The 16363-nt window shown below is 34.0% G+C and carries 8 protein-coding genes; 7 read left to right on the top strand and 1 reads right to left on the bottom strand.

Translation table 11 applies throughout. The features are described 5' to 3' along the window. The first annotated feature begins 51 nt into the window (after positions 1–51). The 7 genes from TERY_RS32160 (at position 52) to TERY_RS02105 (ending at position 13686) form a co-directional block, all read left to right on the top strand. On the top strand, positions 52–195 hold the full coding sequence (locus tag TERY_RS32160) for a hypothetical protein (RefSeq protein ID WP_155994259.1): 144 nt from the start codon (positions 52–54) through the stop codon (positions 193–195). Between the two features lie 167 nt (positions 196–362). Then, the gene (gene acpP, locus TERY_RS02135; protein WP_011610307.1) at positions 363–629 is read left to right on the top strand and encodes an acyl carrier protein; all 267 of its coding nucleotides are present in this window, start codon (positions 363–365) and stop codon (positions 627–629) included. Between the two features lie 695 nt (positions 630–1324). After that, positions 1325–2575 carry a beta-ketoacyl-ACP synthase II gene (gene fabF / locus TERY_RS02130; protein WP_011610306.1) on the top strand — a complete coding sequence of 417 codons (1251 nt, stop codon included), beginning with the start codon at positions 1325–1327 and terminating at the stop codon, positions 2573–2575. Between the two features lie 2908 nt (positions 2576–5483). Next, a complete protein-coding gene (tkt, locus tag TERY_RS02125; protein ID WP_011610305.1) occupies positions 5484–7502 on the top strand; it encodes a transketolase in 2019 nt (672 codons plus the stop codon). 623 nt (positions 7503–8125) lie between these two features. Then, on the top strand, positions 8126–9133 hold the full coding sequence (locus TERY_RS02115) for an AAA family ATPase (RefSeq protein ID WP_011610304.1): 1008 nt from the start codon (positions 8126–8128) through the stop codon (positions 9131–9133). Positions 9134–9355: 222 nt separating this feature from the next. After that, a complete protein-coding gene (locus TERY_RS02110) occupies positions 9356–11494 on the top strand; it encodes a S8 family serine peptidase (RefSeq protein WP_011610303.1) in 2139 nt (712 codons plus the stop codon). Between the two features lie 1124 nt (positions 11495–12618). Beyond that, entirely contained in the window at positions 12619–13686 is a 1068-nt protein-coding gene (locus TERY_RS02105; protein WP_011610302.1) for an LOG family protein, read from the top strand. 1831 nt (positions 13687–15517) lie between these two features. On the opposite strand, the gene pyrF is transcribed toward TERY_RS02105, so the two are convergent. Further along, positions 15518–16246, bottom strand: a complete 729-nt coding sequence (gene pyrF / locus TERY_RS02095) for an orotidine-5'-phosphate decarboxylase (RefSeq protein WP_011610301.1) — start codon at positions 16244–16246, stop codon at positions 15518–15520. Positions 16247–16363 lie beyond the last annotated feature (117 nt).

Raw genomic sequence — 16363 nt, 5'->3', positions numbered from 1 at the left:
AAATTAACTGAAAAATAGGTTTTCAGCTTCTCTGTTGTAGAGAAACTTTAGTTGAAATGTTTGAAATATGGCAGCAAACATGATAAACACCAAAATGCTGCAACAGATTTTGTTGAGTCTCTCGAAAGCATTGAGAATAAAAAAATAGACCTACAGGAAAAGGAAAGACTAATGCCAATTAGCAGTATCGCCTAAAGCGTTAGCCTACCCAATAGTTAAGGAGCGATAGTAATCTCCTTAGCTTTAAGCTGGAAACGATGTCAAAGATACTCAATTGCCATAATTAATTGTTAGTTTTAACCTAGTTTCAGATAAAATTGGAAACGCAACATTTAAATAATTTCAAGTAAGGAGAAAATTTTATGACCAACGATAGTGTTCCGGCGAAAGTCATGGAAATTGTGGCTAAACAACTGGAAAAAGACCAAAAAGAAGTCACGCCAGAATCGAGTTTTGCTAACGATCTAGGAGCTGATTCTTTAGATACTGTAGAATTAGTCATGGCATTGGAAGAAGAATTTGGTACAGAGATTCCAGATGAAGAAGCAGAAAAAATTACTACTGTCCAAGCTGCTGTGGATTATATTCAAAACAAGATGGATGATGGAAAAATAAAACTGGAAAAATAATTATTTACTACTTTAAATGTGTTGGAAAATAGTATCCCGTTATAGCTTTAGCTTAACGGGCTATTAGTTTCTGGGGACTCAGAAAATTAAAGGGTAGCCAAGATTTGAGTGTTTTTTTAGATAGGACTTACCCAGAAACCTAGTTGATCCACAAAATATCCGCCAGAGCAAAAAAAATAATAATTAGGTCAATAAATACTGTTCATTATTTGGATAGGTAAGTCCTTTTCTATTGACGATTAATGCTATGATATTAAACTTACTCAGTAGTAGTAACTATGAAACTCTCTCACAAAATATTAATAATTAAGATAGAGTATAGCCTTAAATTCCGATATTCATGCCTTAAGGCATGAATATCTAAAACTCTCTATTGGTGTTAGGTGAGTCAAAGAATTTCTGATACAAGAAGGTGGTAGATTTAATTCTTTCTATCTGTGGAGACCATAGCTTTTTTCAACTTTTGAAGCAGAGAGCTATAAGGTTGAGATAACTAGGGTTATACCTCAACAGTAGTTGTGCAAAGACACTAATCATAGTAGAAATATCTGAAATAATTACAAAAAATACACTATATATAGCAGTAATGTGTAAGTCCAGTTCAAGAAGTATAACGCTATAAAACGTCTAAGCCCAAAGTTTCTGGGTTCTGGGTTCTACGTGTGGAATTTCTGAAAACTAAAAATAAAAAAAATATGACAAACAAAGAGCTTAAACGGGTAGTTGTCACAGGAATGGGTGCAATAACACCAATTGGCAACACTCTGTCTGAATATTGGGATGGTTTATTAAACGGTAAAAGTGGTGTAGACAAAATAACCCTATTTGATAGTTCTAAACACAAATGTTGTATTGCGGCAGAGGTCAAAGGCTTTGACCCTCTTGAACATATGGATCGCAAACAGGCAAAACACATGGACCGCTTTACTCAGTTTGCAGTTGCAGCCAGCAAACAGACAATTGCTGATGCAAAATTTGAAATCAACGATCTAAACGCAGAACAGGTGGGAGTAATTATTGGTACTGGGGTGGGTGGCATTAAAGTCTTAGAAGACCAGCAAGAAATATATTTAAATCGTGGCCCTAATAAGTGTAGTCCTTTTATGATTCCGATGATGATTGCTAATATGGCCGCAGGTCTAACAGCAATTCATACTGGGGCTAAAGGACCAAATTCTTGTACTATGACTGCTTGTGCTTCTGGGTCAAATGCTATAGGAGATGCTTTCCGTTTGATCCAAAGAGGATATGCTCAAGCAATGATTTGTGGTGGAACTGAATCTCCAGTAACACCTTTGGGATTAGCAGGATTTTCTTCTGTTAAGGCTTTGTCTACTCGTAATGATGACCCCACTTCTGCCAGTCGTCCTTTTGACCGCGATCGCGATGGCTTTGTCATGGGTGAAGGTGCAGGTATTCTAATCTTAGAAGAATTAGAATGTGCTCTTAGTAGGGGAGCAAGAATATATGCAGAGATGGTCGGTTATGGTATGACCTGTGATGCCTATCACATGACTTCCCCAGTACCTGATGGAGAGGGGGCAACTAGAGCTATCCAATTAGCAATGAAAGACGCTGGCTTAACTCCTGCACAAATTAGTTATATAAATGCTCATGGTACCAGTACACGAGCAAACGATACAACAGAAACAAAAGCCATCAAAAAGGTACTAGGAGAAAGTGCCTCTCAGGTAGCAATTAGTTCAACTAAGTCAATGACTGGCCATTTATTGGGTGGCTCTGGAGGTATTGAAGCGATCGCTACAGTAATGGCGATCGCCAATGATAAAATCCCACCAACTATTAATTTGGATAATCCTGATCCAGAGTGTGACCTAGATTATGTCCCCAAAAAAAGTCGCTCTCAAATAATAGAAGTAGCTTTATCTAATTCATTTGGATTTGGAGGCCATAATGTGACTCTGGCATTTAAAAAATATCGATAAATACTAAAAGAAGGTTTATAGTTTGGAATCTAAAGCTAATAATCATACCTGAATATAACATTTAGCTCGTGATTAGGGATGCTGACGATCAAATCATCTTGTGGCCTAATCCCTGATAAGTATTTTAAGTATTTTCCGTGCCTGAGTTTTGCTAATGAGCTTCTCTTAGTGCCGATCACTTTAAGGACATATGTAGTCAAAGGCTTACAAGAATAGCTTGTCAAAATTCGGATATACTCCCCAGGGCCAATGCATATTGTTAATAAACCTGGGGTAATCTCAATAAACTTGGTATACCCTTGCTTTTTAACAATATACTTTACTTAAAATTATAGTACTTACAAGCAAATTTAGATAGGTTTTCTCTAAGATAACCTCTCAGTAGATAAATTTATACGGTGAATTTTCAAGGTATGTTTAGCACTAAAAGTAATAGTATAGGTTGTTAAGGATTAAGTTAGGTTGCTGCGTATCAGTTGTTAGAAAAAAAATTATTACCGCTTCTATTATTAATAATAACAAAAATTATTATTATTAAAATGTCATAAATATTTTAACCTATAATTTTCATAGTTATCTTCAGACAAAGCAAAGAATGGTTCATACGAAATACTAAATTTTGACATGGGGTATAAGTGTTATGGAACAATAGGTTTCAAATCAGACAAAAATATATCTGCTATACAATTTTTTGATACTCCCTAGCTGTTAGACCCGGAGGGGTTCTTGACAGTAGAAAGTCTTCAGTCCCTTGATGTGTAAAAAGTTAATACTTTTCATTCCGATGAGAGGAAACTTGATCCTAGCCTTATACTTGACTCCATGCCCATTTTATGCATAACTACTACTGTTCTAAGAAACTTACAATTATTTACATAAATCTCTGAAGATGCTTGCTGATATGAGTTCTTTTCCTGCTTTAACCTAGCTACATCGGCATTATCAAACTTCCCTGGCAAACCTTTAGTTAATGAACTCCATAATTAGATTTCAATTAGCATTTAAGTCACGTAGCATTTAAGTCACGCTTCACAAATTAAGCCACAGTATTCACAATCAAATAAAGCATACTACTAATAGATAATAATACCTCAGGCAGGATAGCAATTTTTGGGTTTAATCTAAACTAAAAGCTTATATAAGTCTAATAGTAATGGGAAATTTTATCTTAGACTTCAGAGATTTGAGAAGCAATGAAAAAGGATTGTTTTTCATTAACCACAAAACCCCATACTAGAATATAGGCACAAGATTAATTAGCAAAACTTTAATATATACATTCAAAAAAAACAACTAAAAATCCCCTGCTTATGGAGGAAGCTTTAAACCCAATTTTTCGATAAAAAATCTCAGATGTATTCTGTCAAGAATTCCATAATTTTGATAAGTCCACTGACTATAAAGTATGAATGGCCTAATAACTTTAATGCTGCAATTAGGAATACTGGGAATAACGACAATTGGATCGGGGAGTAGCATTTAGATTTATATTCTCCCTCGGTTATTCTAGGAGACAACAGAGGGTCCTATTCATCAAAATAACTAAAGTTGGCTAAAGTCAGGGTCAGTTGACGACTTATTAAAATCTGTTGACTTAGAGGCAGTCTGACGTTTCCTCCTTTTCTATTTAATTATCTCGGTTTGTCCCTCTGCGACTGGATAGAACATAGAACTCTGTTCTATTAGACAAACAAAAAGTAATAGTTGAACTGGTTTTTTTTTATCTTATTTTCTTGATTATTTCAACCTAGATTTTGGGTGAAGCTATATTCAAAATGTTAATAGTTTCATTAATATCTCTATCATGGAATGAACTGAAGTTAAAATAATTTAATTTCTTAACATTTAACTCTTTATTTATACCTTTCAATCTACAAAATCTATGTTTTATTTTTGTGGTTTATTATATGTTTATAACTATAAATTATATACTATATTTATCAAACTTAGCTTCAGTTCGATTCCGCAAATTTTCTCCCATATAAATTAATGATATAAACCATGAAAGCTTTTATCAAAAAGATATTGGGGTTTAGATATGATGATTATTATACCAGAAAATATGATATTTATAGCAAAATTATTTAACATTTTATGACTAAATTAATATAAAAACTATGTCTAAAATAGGCACAAACATATTTAATTTTAGCGTTAAATTTAGAAAGTCATCCCCTGTGTTTTTTGTATATTTTAGAAACTCTAGTTTAATGGGATAGTTATTGAAGTATCAGATTTTATAAAATTTACTACATGAGTTTATATTATCAAACTAGCAAAATATATATTTACTGAATATTTGATAAGAGTTGCAAAAGTAGGGTGATATAGACAGTATTAATTAGAATTTACTTCACTACAATTTTAGATAATCAATATGATCATTAGGTAGGAATTATGTAGAAACCAGGTTATCAGCAGAAGGTGAGGAGAGAGAACAAAAATAATTAGGACAATAAACCCAGTTGATTGTTTGGGTATGTAAGTATTAATTCTGATGCTTTATGATACATCAAAGCCAAATGTAACTTTTTTTCACTCAACCAGTAAAAGATACGAAAAAATATTGTCGTAGGAAAAACCTCCAAAAACTCCATAAGTATTGCAAGGAAAGTTTTCTAACCTTCTTAATATTTGCTTGACAAATACTCTCCAAAGTAACTTAAGCAACAGTTAATTAACTTTTCATTTAACAATAATAAGTATAGTCAATATCATAAGTTTAACTGCAGATGGCCGGAAAAATTTTAACTTGATAACTTCTCTTGCCTAGAGTTCCCCACAGGTGAGATGATCTGTAATGTATATGGCTTGAGAAACATTCCAGACAAATATCACTGTAGAAAAATATCTGGTTGATCAGCTCTGGCATTTACACACTTGATTAATTATATAGATAACGATAACTATGGCTGTTGCAACTCAATCACTTGAAGAACTTTGCATTAACTCTATTCGCTTTTTAGCAATTGATGCAGTCCAAAAAGCTAATTCTGGCCATCCAGGACTACCAATGGGTGCGGCACCAATGGCCTTTGTCCTTTGGGATAAGTTGATGCGGTTTAACCCCAAAAATCCTAAATGGTTAAATCGCGATCGCTTTGTTCTCTCTGCTGGCCACGGCTGTATGTTACAGTATGCTTTGATGCACTTGACTGGTTATGACAGTGTACCTATAGAGGAAATTAAACAATTCCGTCAGTGGAATTCTAAAACTCCTGGCCATCCAGAAAATCATATTACTGAAGGTATTGAAGTTACTACTGGGCCACTAGGACAAGGTATTGCTAATGCTGTAGGATTAGCTGCAGCTGAAGCTCATTTAGCTGCTGTATTTAATAAGCCAGATTGTAATCTCATTGACCATTATACTTATGTAATTGTGGGTGATGGTTGTAATATGGAGGGGATTTCTGGTGAAGCTTGCTCCCTTGCCGGACACTGGGGTTTAGGTAAGTTAATTGCTTTCTATGATGATAACCATATCTCTATTGATGGTCACACTGATATTTCTTTTACTGAAGATGTAGGTAAACGTTTTGAAGCTTATGGTTGGCACGTTCAGCACGTTAGCGATGGTAATACTAATTTAGAAGCGATCGCTGAAGCTATTGAAAAAGCAAAAGCAGTTACTGACAAACCTTCCCTAATTAAAGTTACTACTATTATTGGTTACGGTTCTCCTAATAAAGCTGATACTCACGATGTACATGGTGCGGCACTAGGTCCTGATGAGGTGGCAGCAACTCGGAAACATCTTGGTTGGGAATATCCAGAGTTTGAGGTTCCACCAGATGCTCTCAGTCACTTCCGCAAAGCAGTTGAGCGAGGAGCTAAATATGAGGAAGAATGGAATCAATTATTCTCTGAGTATAAGTCTAAGTATCCTGAAGATGCAGCTACTTTAGAACGGATGGTAAGTGGTAAACTACCTGAAGGTTGGGCGGATGCACTACCTAAATATACTCCTGAAAGTAAGAAAGATGCTACTCGTAACCAGTCTGGTGCAACACTCAACGCAATAGCTGGAGTTTTACCAGAATTAATTGGTGGTTCTGCTGACTTGGCTCCTTCTAACAAAACTTTACTCAAGGGTTTAGGAGATTTTCAAAAAGGTCAATACCAAAACCGAAATGTGCGCTTTGGGGTTCGGGAACATGGAATGGGAGCAATTTGTAACGGTATTGCTCTACACGGTTCTGGGTTAATTTCTTATGGTGCAACTTTCTTGGTGTTTACTGACTATATGCGGAACTCTATCCGTTTATCTGCTTTAGCTGAAGCTGGTGTTATTTGGGTAATGACTCACGACTCCATCGCTTTGGGTGAAGACGGACCGACTCACCAACCAGTTGAACATATTGCATCCTTACGTTTGATTCCACAACTGATAGTTATTCGTCCAGCAGATGGTAATGAAACTTCTGGGGCTTATAAGATTGCAGTAGAAAAAGCTAAAGCAAGTCATCCTCAACCGACTCTGTTAGCATTATCTCGTCAAGGTTTACCTAATTTAGCTGGTAGTTCTATTGATGCGGTTGCTAAAGGTGCTTATGTGCTTAGTGACAGCGAGGGTACTCCTGACATTATTCTTATTGGTACTGGTGGTGAAACTTACCAATGTGTGGAAGCTGGTGAAAAACTTCGTGCTGAAGGTAAGAAGGTTCGGGTAGTTTCTATGCCATGTTGGGAATTATTTGAAGAGCAGGATGCAGCTTATAAGGAGTCTGTGTTCCCTGCGTCTGTGAAGAAGCGTTTGGCAGTGGAAGCAGGTGTTAGTTTTGGTTGGCATCGTTATGTGACTGATGAAGGTGCGACTTTGAGTGTTGATACTTTTGGTGCTTCTGCTCCTGGCGGTGTGGTACTGGAAAAGTTTGGATTTACTGTTGATAACATTGTAGCTAAGGCTAAGGCATTGTTGGGTTAATTTTGATGGTGGGTTGTTTATAGCGATCGGCTATCAGTTAGGGTTTAAATTTTTAAGCTATTATCTGTAAAGTTTTATGCCTTAATTGTAGTGCTTGCTATATCTGCCTATTAGCTATCTCAAATTATCAATTATAATTAAAAGGTTCTCTAGAAATAGGGAACCTTTTAGATTTCATGAAGGAAAATTTAAATAATGCTGGAGCTGTATACTGTAATTGTAATTTCTTTGCTATTGGGTGTGTTGATAGCTATAGCATGGCAAATTAGAAGTTTTTCTCTGATTATTATTAGTAATTTTTTAGTAGGGTTTTATATGTTTTGGCTAATGCACCAAGGTTGGCTAAACTTTTTACTAAAAATGAAGGAAATATCAGGCAATTGATTTTAATTTTTTCTAATATAAAATAACCTAATGACAACAACAGGTGCGAGGTTATGGATAACAAATTGTTAACTTCATAAAAAAGATGATTTATATATTATAAATACTTAGCAAGCTACTACTTTTAATGTTACAAGTTGACGTCCCGAATGTGGTTTAAAATATTCTTATTGTTATTGATAAAATAATCAAGTTATAATGTTTATTGAAGGCAATATTACTAAATATTGAGGGGCAAAATGAAAGCAGAGCTTCTCAAAAGACTGTTTAGAGCGATCGCTAGTTCAGATAACGAAGCGGTTGAGAAATTGATGTTTCTGGCAATAGAAGAGGAACGCAAAAAAGGACATACCCGAATTGCTGAACAGTTAGAGAATATTACTAAAAATAGAAAGAAGTCTAGTACCTCCAAGCCAGGAACTACGTTATCACAGAACTCGAATGAGTTACGACCTCTAAGTGAACTTCCCAAAAGTAAGAGGTTTGAAAATCCCTTGGTCTCTTATATATCTAGGGATAAGTTGCAGCATTATATGATTTTACCGGAAACTGTAGAAAAACGTTTCCGGCGAATTGAACGTGAGTATGTTGCCAGAGATAGACTGGCCCATTATGGTTTGCCCTATAGACAAAAAATTCTGTTGTATGGGCCACCAGGTTGTGGTAAAACTTTAGGTGCTGAACGTTTAGCGTGGAATACAGGTTTACCTTTGGTAAAAGTTCGCTTTGATGCAATGATCTCGTCTTACTTAGGTGAGACGGCCAGCAATTTAAGATCGGTTTTTGATATGGCGAATGAAAGTCCGTGTTTGCTATTTTTAGACGAATGTGACTCTATTGCTAGATCGCGGGAAGATAGTCAGGAAGTAGGAGAGATTAAGCGGGTGGTGAATACATTTCTACAAGTTCTTGATGAGTATAGCTCAAATTCTGGTCTTGTAGTAGCAGCAACAAATCTAAATAAGTCTTTAGATACTGCTCTTTGGAGAAGATTTGACGATTTAATTTTAGTTCCAAAACCAGGGGAAAATGAGCTTCAGAGAATATTAAAACAAACTTTATCTGTTGTGGCAGTTGGTTCTATTAAATGGGATTTAATTGTTAAACAAATGAGTAATTTTTCTGCTGCTCAAGCTGTTAAAGTAGGTCAAAATGCAGCTAAAAGAGCTATCCTGGAAAGGGAAGAGTTGGTGATTCACGAACATTTGGAGGAAGTTGTTGCAGAAATAAAAGCTTATTGGAGTTAAAGTTTAAAAATAGGGTCAAATAAAGTTCAAATGGTAGAAAGACAATAGGGTTATGGAATAGAGTTAATTGCCGAATTAGAAGAAGGATATATCATTGGTGCTTCAGTAGATTTAGAGCTTAGTGAATTACAGACAAAAATAGAGAAATTTATTGCAGAAGAAAATAAAAGTGGTGCAGTTGCTGGAATATGGGAAATAATTGATGGTACTAAGAAACCAGAGTTGATTCTTTCTCCTGAACTTTGTTCTCACTGGGATAGAGTAAAGGGCGACCAAATTTATACAGTTGATGTAGGAATTGCTTGTCTGGGAACGAAATCAATGTTGCCCAAGCATCCGAATCGAAAATATGATGAAAGTAAAGATAAATATAAAAAAAGAGTCAAGACTTGGATGGACAAGCGTGATATGACTTATGAATCTTGGGATGAACTACAACTAAAACGTCAAGATGAACTGGAAAAGTTTGTGAGTTTTTACAACGCAGACATTCAAAGTTTCATAGACGGGAAAATTGTAGCAGGAGCATCGTTACCAGATAGCTTTTCATGTCGAATGAAGATTTCAGGTAAAGGTTTAAAGGATCTAGTTTTGAACTTTCCTTATATATTTGATGTTAGTGAACCTGATGAATTTAGTGAATTAATTCAAAACTCAGGCTCATCTGAAACGGATAAGCCTTCTTTTGTTTTAGAAGCACCTGAATTAAATGCGCCAAAAGTCTGCGTAATAGACAGTGGTATTGAAGAAAGACATCCTTTGTTAAAATCAGCTATTGATCAACAAAACTCCTCTGGCTGGGTTCCTGGGGAAACTGATCAAACTTCTGACTACGTTAAAAATGGCGGACATGGAACAAGAGTAGCGGGTGCTATTCTCTATCCCAGAAATATACCTCGGAATGGTACTCAAAAAGCTATTTGCTGGATTCAAAATGCTAGAGTTTTAAATCAATATTGTAAGCTTCCAGAAAAGTTATTTCCACCTAGTTTACTGAGTGAAATAGTTGAGTTATACAAGAAAACAGAAACACGAATATTTAATCATTCAATTACTGGAGCAGTTCCTAGTCGCCAAGTCTACATGAGTGCTTGGGCAGCTGCTATCGACCAACTTACTTGGCTTAATGATATTCTATTTATTGTTTCTGCTGGTAATTTACCTTTAGATAAACCTTCAGATAGCAAGATAGGTATTACAAGATTGTCAGTTACAGATCACTTCAAAGCAAACCGCCCCTATCCTGATTATCTTTTAGAAGACTCTTGCAGAATTGCTAACCCTGCTCAAAGCTTCCAAGCGCTAACTGTTGGTTCAGTTGCTTCCATTTACTACAACTCTCCACCTTATAGTTCAATATCAAAAACAGATATGCCCTCAGCTTTTTCCTGTTCAGGATGGGGAATTTGGCAGACAATTAAACCAGAAGTAGTTGAGTATGGTGGCGATCTAGTCAAGGATGAAAGTACACCCCCAAAGATTACTTATTTTGAATCTGTAATTTGTCCTGAGTTGGTACGTTCAACCCCGAGCGGTGGCCCTGCTATATCTTCTAACCAAGTAGGAACCTCTTTTGCGGCACCAAAAGTTAGCCATATTGCAGCTTGTCTAGCTGCTGAATTACCCAATGAGAATTGTCTTTTATATCGTGCTTTAATTGTGCAGTCAGCTAGATGGCCTGAATGGACAAGAGATGAAAATATCGACAAGTTAAATATTATACGTCAAATTGGTTATGGAATTCCTAATATTGACCGTGCTTTAGGAAATTCTGCCAACCGTATCACTTTAATTACAAGAGGAGAACAAAGAATTAAAGCTAAACAAGCTCATGTTTATCAAGTGAAATTACCAGAAAAATTACTTTCTCAGGGGGAAGAGTTAGAAATTCTAGTAGAAATTACACTTTCCTACAAAGCTCAACCCCGTCGCACTAGACGAAATAGAAGAAGATATCTTTCAACATGGCTTGATTGGGAGTGTAGCAAAAAAGGAGAAGATCCTGATAGATTTTTAGCAAGAATTTTAAAGGATGATAATGCTCCAGAAGATTCAGACAAGGGAGAAGATCCATTTAAATGGACTCTCGGTAAACAGGGAAATTATGGTCAAGTTAAGGGTGTTTCTAGAACTGCAGGAACTCTTCAAAAAGATTGGGCAACTGTTAATTCATATAACCTTAGAGAAGCTTTTTGTATTGCAGTAGTCGGACATGAAGGATGGAATAACGATCCACATGCTGATGTTCCATATTCTCTTGTTGTGAGTTTTGAAGCTCTAGAAACTAATATCTCAATTTATAATCCTGTTAAGAATGAAGTTGAAATAGAAATTCCCGACAAAATTCCCGATAAAATTTAGGGATGAGGGAGTAGTATTTCGGAGCTTCATCAAAATAACTATCTAATTTAAACATTTCTAAAATTTCCTCTAATTAAAGAGGTTCTCTAGCAATAGGAAAGCTTTAAAATTTGTCTAAGATTAAATCTAGTTATTATCTTATCAAGAGTGAGGTCAAAAATTTGTTTAATTTAGGGATGAGGGAGTAGTATTTCGAGCTCAGTGACAATAGAAAAAAAGAGTTTAAATAATTATGATAACAGAGTGATTATGGATGATATTTGATTACTTTAGCCTCGAATCAATAAAAACATTTAATCCTGTAGCTTTTCTCAAGTAAAAATATGTTTATTATAATGTGAATGCCACTAAAAAACCCTCTTTTTTTTTTACTAGTTTTTCAACTAAATAAAATATAAAATGTTATTATTAAATAATTGAGATTTTATTGAAAAAAATCAGAAATTTACATATTAATATTTAGCTATAAAGTTTTATTAAAATAAATATTTTGGAACAATAAATATTATCTCCATATTTCTTTTTAATATATTTTAACCCAGAATACATTGAATTAATTTCATCAATTTTTCATAAATTTAGTATAGTAAATTAGTGGAAATAAATATAACCTAATATACTGTTGAAAATTACAATCCTTAAGATAAATATATAATATAATATTTATAAATAAATTGTAATAGTTACAATATTAATAATAACATCTTTTCAGAAAAGAAAAACAATGAATATTCGAGCTTGAACTAGATTATTTTATAGTTTATAAAAAAGAGATAAAATAAATTAAAAGAGCCTTCGGAGTAAAAAGAATTGTGTCAGAAAAGTTATCAGCCAATACACGAACTTATATATATTTTTTTTGATTATATATATAATACTAGAAAAAGGTATTAAGACATTAATAAAATTGAAATCATTTATAACTAATAGTTTTGACTTGAGCTGAGAATTGATAACTCAACAGAGATATCGCTCTCTATTTGTCATTAATTGACCCTACAGTTTTTTCAACAAATTATTTATGTACAAGAGTTGCAACAGGATATTAATAATTAATTTTCTTTTTTGTGCTCTCTTTGTTCTGGTATAAATAAATAAAGTTGTCTAGGATATAGAAACAATCTATGGCCTCAAATCTTGACAAATCTACAATTGAGTTCATTGAGCAAGAAGTAAGCAAATTACTCAAAAATTTGCCCAACTTGAAACAGCAAAAATGGATAAGGCGATCGCTTTCCACTATAGTTAATATCGCAGGAGAAGAACTTGAGTACCTGGACTGGAAGATATTAGCGGCCTCCTTACAAGACATGGAAAATGGATTTAAAACATTTTATCCCTATCGCCATATACCTAAAATTACTATATTTGGTTCTGCACGAGTATCCTCAGATACCCCAGAGTATAAAATGGCAGTAGAATTTGCTCATCATATGACTAAACAAGGTTTTATGGTAATGACCGGTGCAGGTCCTGGGATAATGCAAGCTGGTAATGAGGGAGCAGGAAGCAACAAATCTTTCGGTCTCAATATTCAGTTACCTTTTGAGCAAGAGTCTAATCCATTTATAAGAGGTAACAATAAATTAATTAACTTTAAATACTTTTTTACTCGTAAATTATTTTTCCTGAAAGAAACTGATGCTATAGCTTTATTTCCAGGTGGTTTTGGTACCCTAGATGAGGCATTTGAAACTTTAACACTAGTACAAACAGGTAAATTTGGCCCCGCTCCTGTAATATTAATAGATTATCCTGGTGGAAACTATTGGTATGACTGGAATGATTTTATAAATAAACAATTACTCCTACGAGGTTTGATAAGTCCAAATGATTATAATTTTTACACTATTACAGATAACTTAGAATCAGCTTATGAAGCGATCGCCAATTTTTATAGAGTTTATCATTCTAGTCGTTATGTAGGAGAAAAGTTTGTAATTCGTCTTAAATCAGAAATTTCAGACAAAGATGTAGACTTTTTGAATCAAGAATTTAGGGATATTTTAACTGTAGGAAATATAGAGAAAAGTCAAGTATTACCAGAAGAGTCCGCAGATAAAACCTTTCACTTACCACGTTTAGTTATGCATTTTAACCACAAGGACATAGGCAGACTATATCAAATGATTGATCAGATAAATAAAGTGGGAGGCAATATACAAAAATTCAGTCATTTAGGAAGTAAGTAATAGAGCTAATTACAGAAGTAAAATAAGAAGTCAAATAATTAGACAAAATTAGATCTATCTCAACAAATATTGAAAATTTACTGATTATCAGTTATAATATTTATAAGTAAAAAAAAGTTCACTTTAAATTTTTATACAGGTCGAATTACACTCTGCTGAAGATGTATAAATTTAGGGAGCTAAATAAACGCAATACAAGAGTTTTATAATTAATGTCTTGTTTATATAATATTCGCTCCGATGGTTTATATACCAAAGCATAATAATCAAATATTTTAATACTAAAAGTCAACAACAATAAATAAATAAATAAATAAATAAAACAAAACTAACCAAGAACCTGTGGTTAGTCTACCATGATTATAAATAGGAATAAAAACTTGTATTAGTGAGTTTGAAAAACCAAGAGATATCTTAGAAAAATTACTACTTTGCATCAAAGTTGAGTTCCTGAAGTAAAACCTTAAAACTTACGGTGTATATTTGAGTTTATGAATTAAGCCACCCTATCTATATGCTAACTCTTATTTTATTCCTAAAAATAACATTTTGTTAACCAAGCTCTAATACCTTTAGCAAATACTCCATCACTTGTATCTTCTGGTTGGAGTAGAATATTTTCTGATAAACTTTCTTCTATAGAAAACATATTAATTAGTTTCCATTGTGTCTCATTTTGCTTCATAAATAACCAATGAAATCTTTGTAATTCAACTACCTGAGTACCTTGATATTGTCTTTCTAGAGTTGTTAAAAATATTTGCTTAATATCTTCCTGTATAGAAGGCGTATAAGATCTGGGTAAATTCTCAAACTCAGGACGACCTGCAATAACTATATTCCTTTTTATATAATTCTGATTTGGTTGGCGATCGCGTTGAATTTCTCGATTAACATAACTAGGTAAATCTAAAATTAAAGCTGCTACTAAAATTTCTAAATTATCAGAATTTTCAGGGCAAACAGATTTTTTTTTTCCATTTCAGCAGGTTGTATTTGTTCTCTTATTTTTCTTCTAGGTCGTCTAGGTTTTCTACTTCTTACAATTATTTTATTGTTGATAGTAACCAATATAGAGTTAGGTGAAAATAAATCTAAACTAACTGTACTACTAATTGTGACTAAGAAAATAAATATTTTTAAATAAAATAACATTCGGTTCTATTATTTTTATTTTGAACAGTCTTTCAAAATTATATAGTCTATTCCATAAAAGTTTGCTCAAGCAATTATAGTAGATTGAAAAATAAAGAGAATAAAACTTAATTTAATACTTCAAAAAATATAAAAAAAGCTAATGCTAATGTACTTAATAAATCACCTAATTAGTTCTCAAATTCTTATGAAATAGTTATCAAATTTAAAAACATATAAACTAACTTTGAAAATCTTGCTAATTGCCTATTATTTCTAAACCCCTCTTCCCAAAAAATCAAAACATTTTAGAAAAAAATAAAAACGTAATTATAATATCATTGCAGCTCATCAAAGTTTTTATACAAAAGCATTAGCTTATCTGACTAGTTGAGAATATAAATTTTATAACCTTGATATAGCTAAAAGCCTTAGCTTGCAATAGTTATTCCCAGTATTTTCCATTTTCTACTAATATCATATTTAAAAAAAATTACTCCAAAGAATTCACAAAGAAAACTTTTCAACTGTTAATATACAGTGATTTTTTTTGATGGGTATACCACAGTAGAAAAAATTCATGGAATGTCATTACAAGGTTTTTTTACCAGGTGAGATAATCTATCTTTATTGAATGTAATACTAATTTCAATCCCAATACTTTAGCCAAAGGCACTAATAACTGAGGACTAAACTTCTAACTCCCCTCTTTCTGATCACCTGAAATTTCCTGACAAATGCGCCTCAAAGCTTCTCTTGGGTCAGCAGTAGCAGTAATAGGTCGGCCTATAACCAGATAATTAGCACCAGCCTTAATGGCCTGAGCAGGAGTTAGCGATCGCTTCTGGTCTCCTACTTCAGCCCAACTTGGCCTCACTCCTGGACAAACTAACAAAAAATCATCTCCACAAACCCGCCTCAACTGTTCTACCTCTTGGGGAGAACAAACTGCCCCACTTAAACCAGATTCCTGAGCCAACAATGCCATCTGTAAAACATATTCTGGTAACTCCAAAGGAATTTTGAGGTCAAAAGCTAAATCACGAGAAGTCAAACTTGTCAAAATAGTAATAGCTATTAACCTTGGTGGCTTTTGCCCTATAATTTTTGCCCCTTCCAGAACAGCTTGCTGTGCCCTACTCAGAGCTACTCTACCAGCAGTAGCATGAATAGTCAACAAATCAACCCCATAACTAGCAGCAGATCGACAAACTCCAGCAACAGTATTAGGGATATCATGGAACTTTAAATCTAGAAAAATCCTTTTCTGGCGTTGTTTAAGAATTGAGAAAATCTGAGGGCCACAACTAACAAACAATTCTAGACCAACCTTCCACCAGATTATTTCAGGTAGTTCTTCTATCAGAGCGATCGCTGCTGCCTCATTCGGAACATCCAAAGGGACTATAATATTATCAATATTCATCAATTTCAGGAAACGATATAGGAGACCATAAAATTTCTAGCTTAATCTGAGCCTCCGACAAAAACTGCTGTAGAGACCAAAGACTTTCAAACTTAATCAGCAATTATGCAAAGGTAC

This window comes from Trichodesmium erythraeum IMS101 (assembly GCF_000014265.1).
In the GTDB taxonomy this organism is placed as follows: Bacteria; Cyanobacteriota; Cyanobacteriia; order Cyanobacteriales; family Microcoleaceae; genus Trichodesmium; species Trichodesmium erythraeum.
This window is presented reverse-complemented; position numbering and strand designations above follow the sequence as displayed.

Bases quoted from the DNA above. Each gene is read 5' to 3' on its own strand.
- acpP (WP_011610307.1), top strand. From the start codon at position 363: ATGACCAACGATAGTGTTCCGGCGAAAGTCATGGAAATTGTGGCTAAA.
- fabF (WP_011610306.1), top strand. From the start codon at position 1,325: ATGACAAACAAAGAGCTTAAACGGGTAGTTGTCACAGGAATGGGTGCA.
- tkt (WP_011610305.1), top strand. From the start codon at position 5,484: ATGGCTGTTGCAACTCAATCACTTGAAGAACTTTGCATTAACTCTATT.
- TERY_RS02115 (WP_011610304.1), top strand. From the start codon at position 8,126: ATGAAAGCAGAGCTTCTCAAAAGACTGTTTAGAGCGATCGCTAGTTCA.
- TERY_RS02105 (WP_011610302.1), top strand. From the start codon at position 12,619: ATGGCCTCAAATCTTGACAAATCTACAATTGAGTTCATTGAGCAAGAA.
- pyrF (WP_011610301.1), bottom strand. From the start codon at position 16,246: ATGAATATTGATAATATTATAGTCCCTTTGGATGTTCCGAATGAGGCA.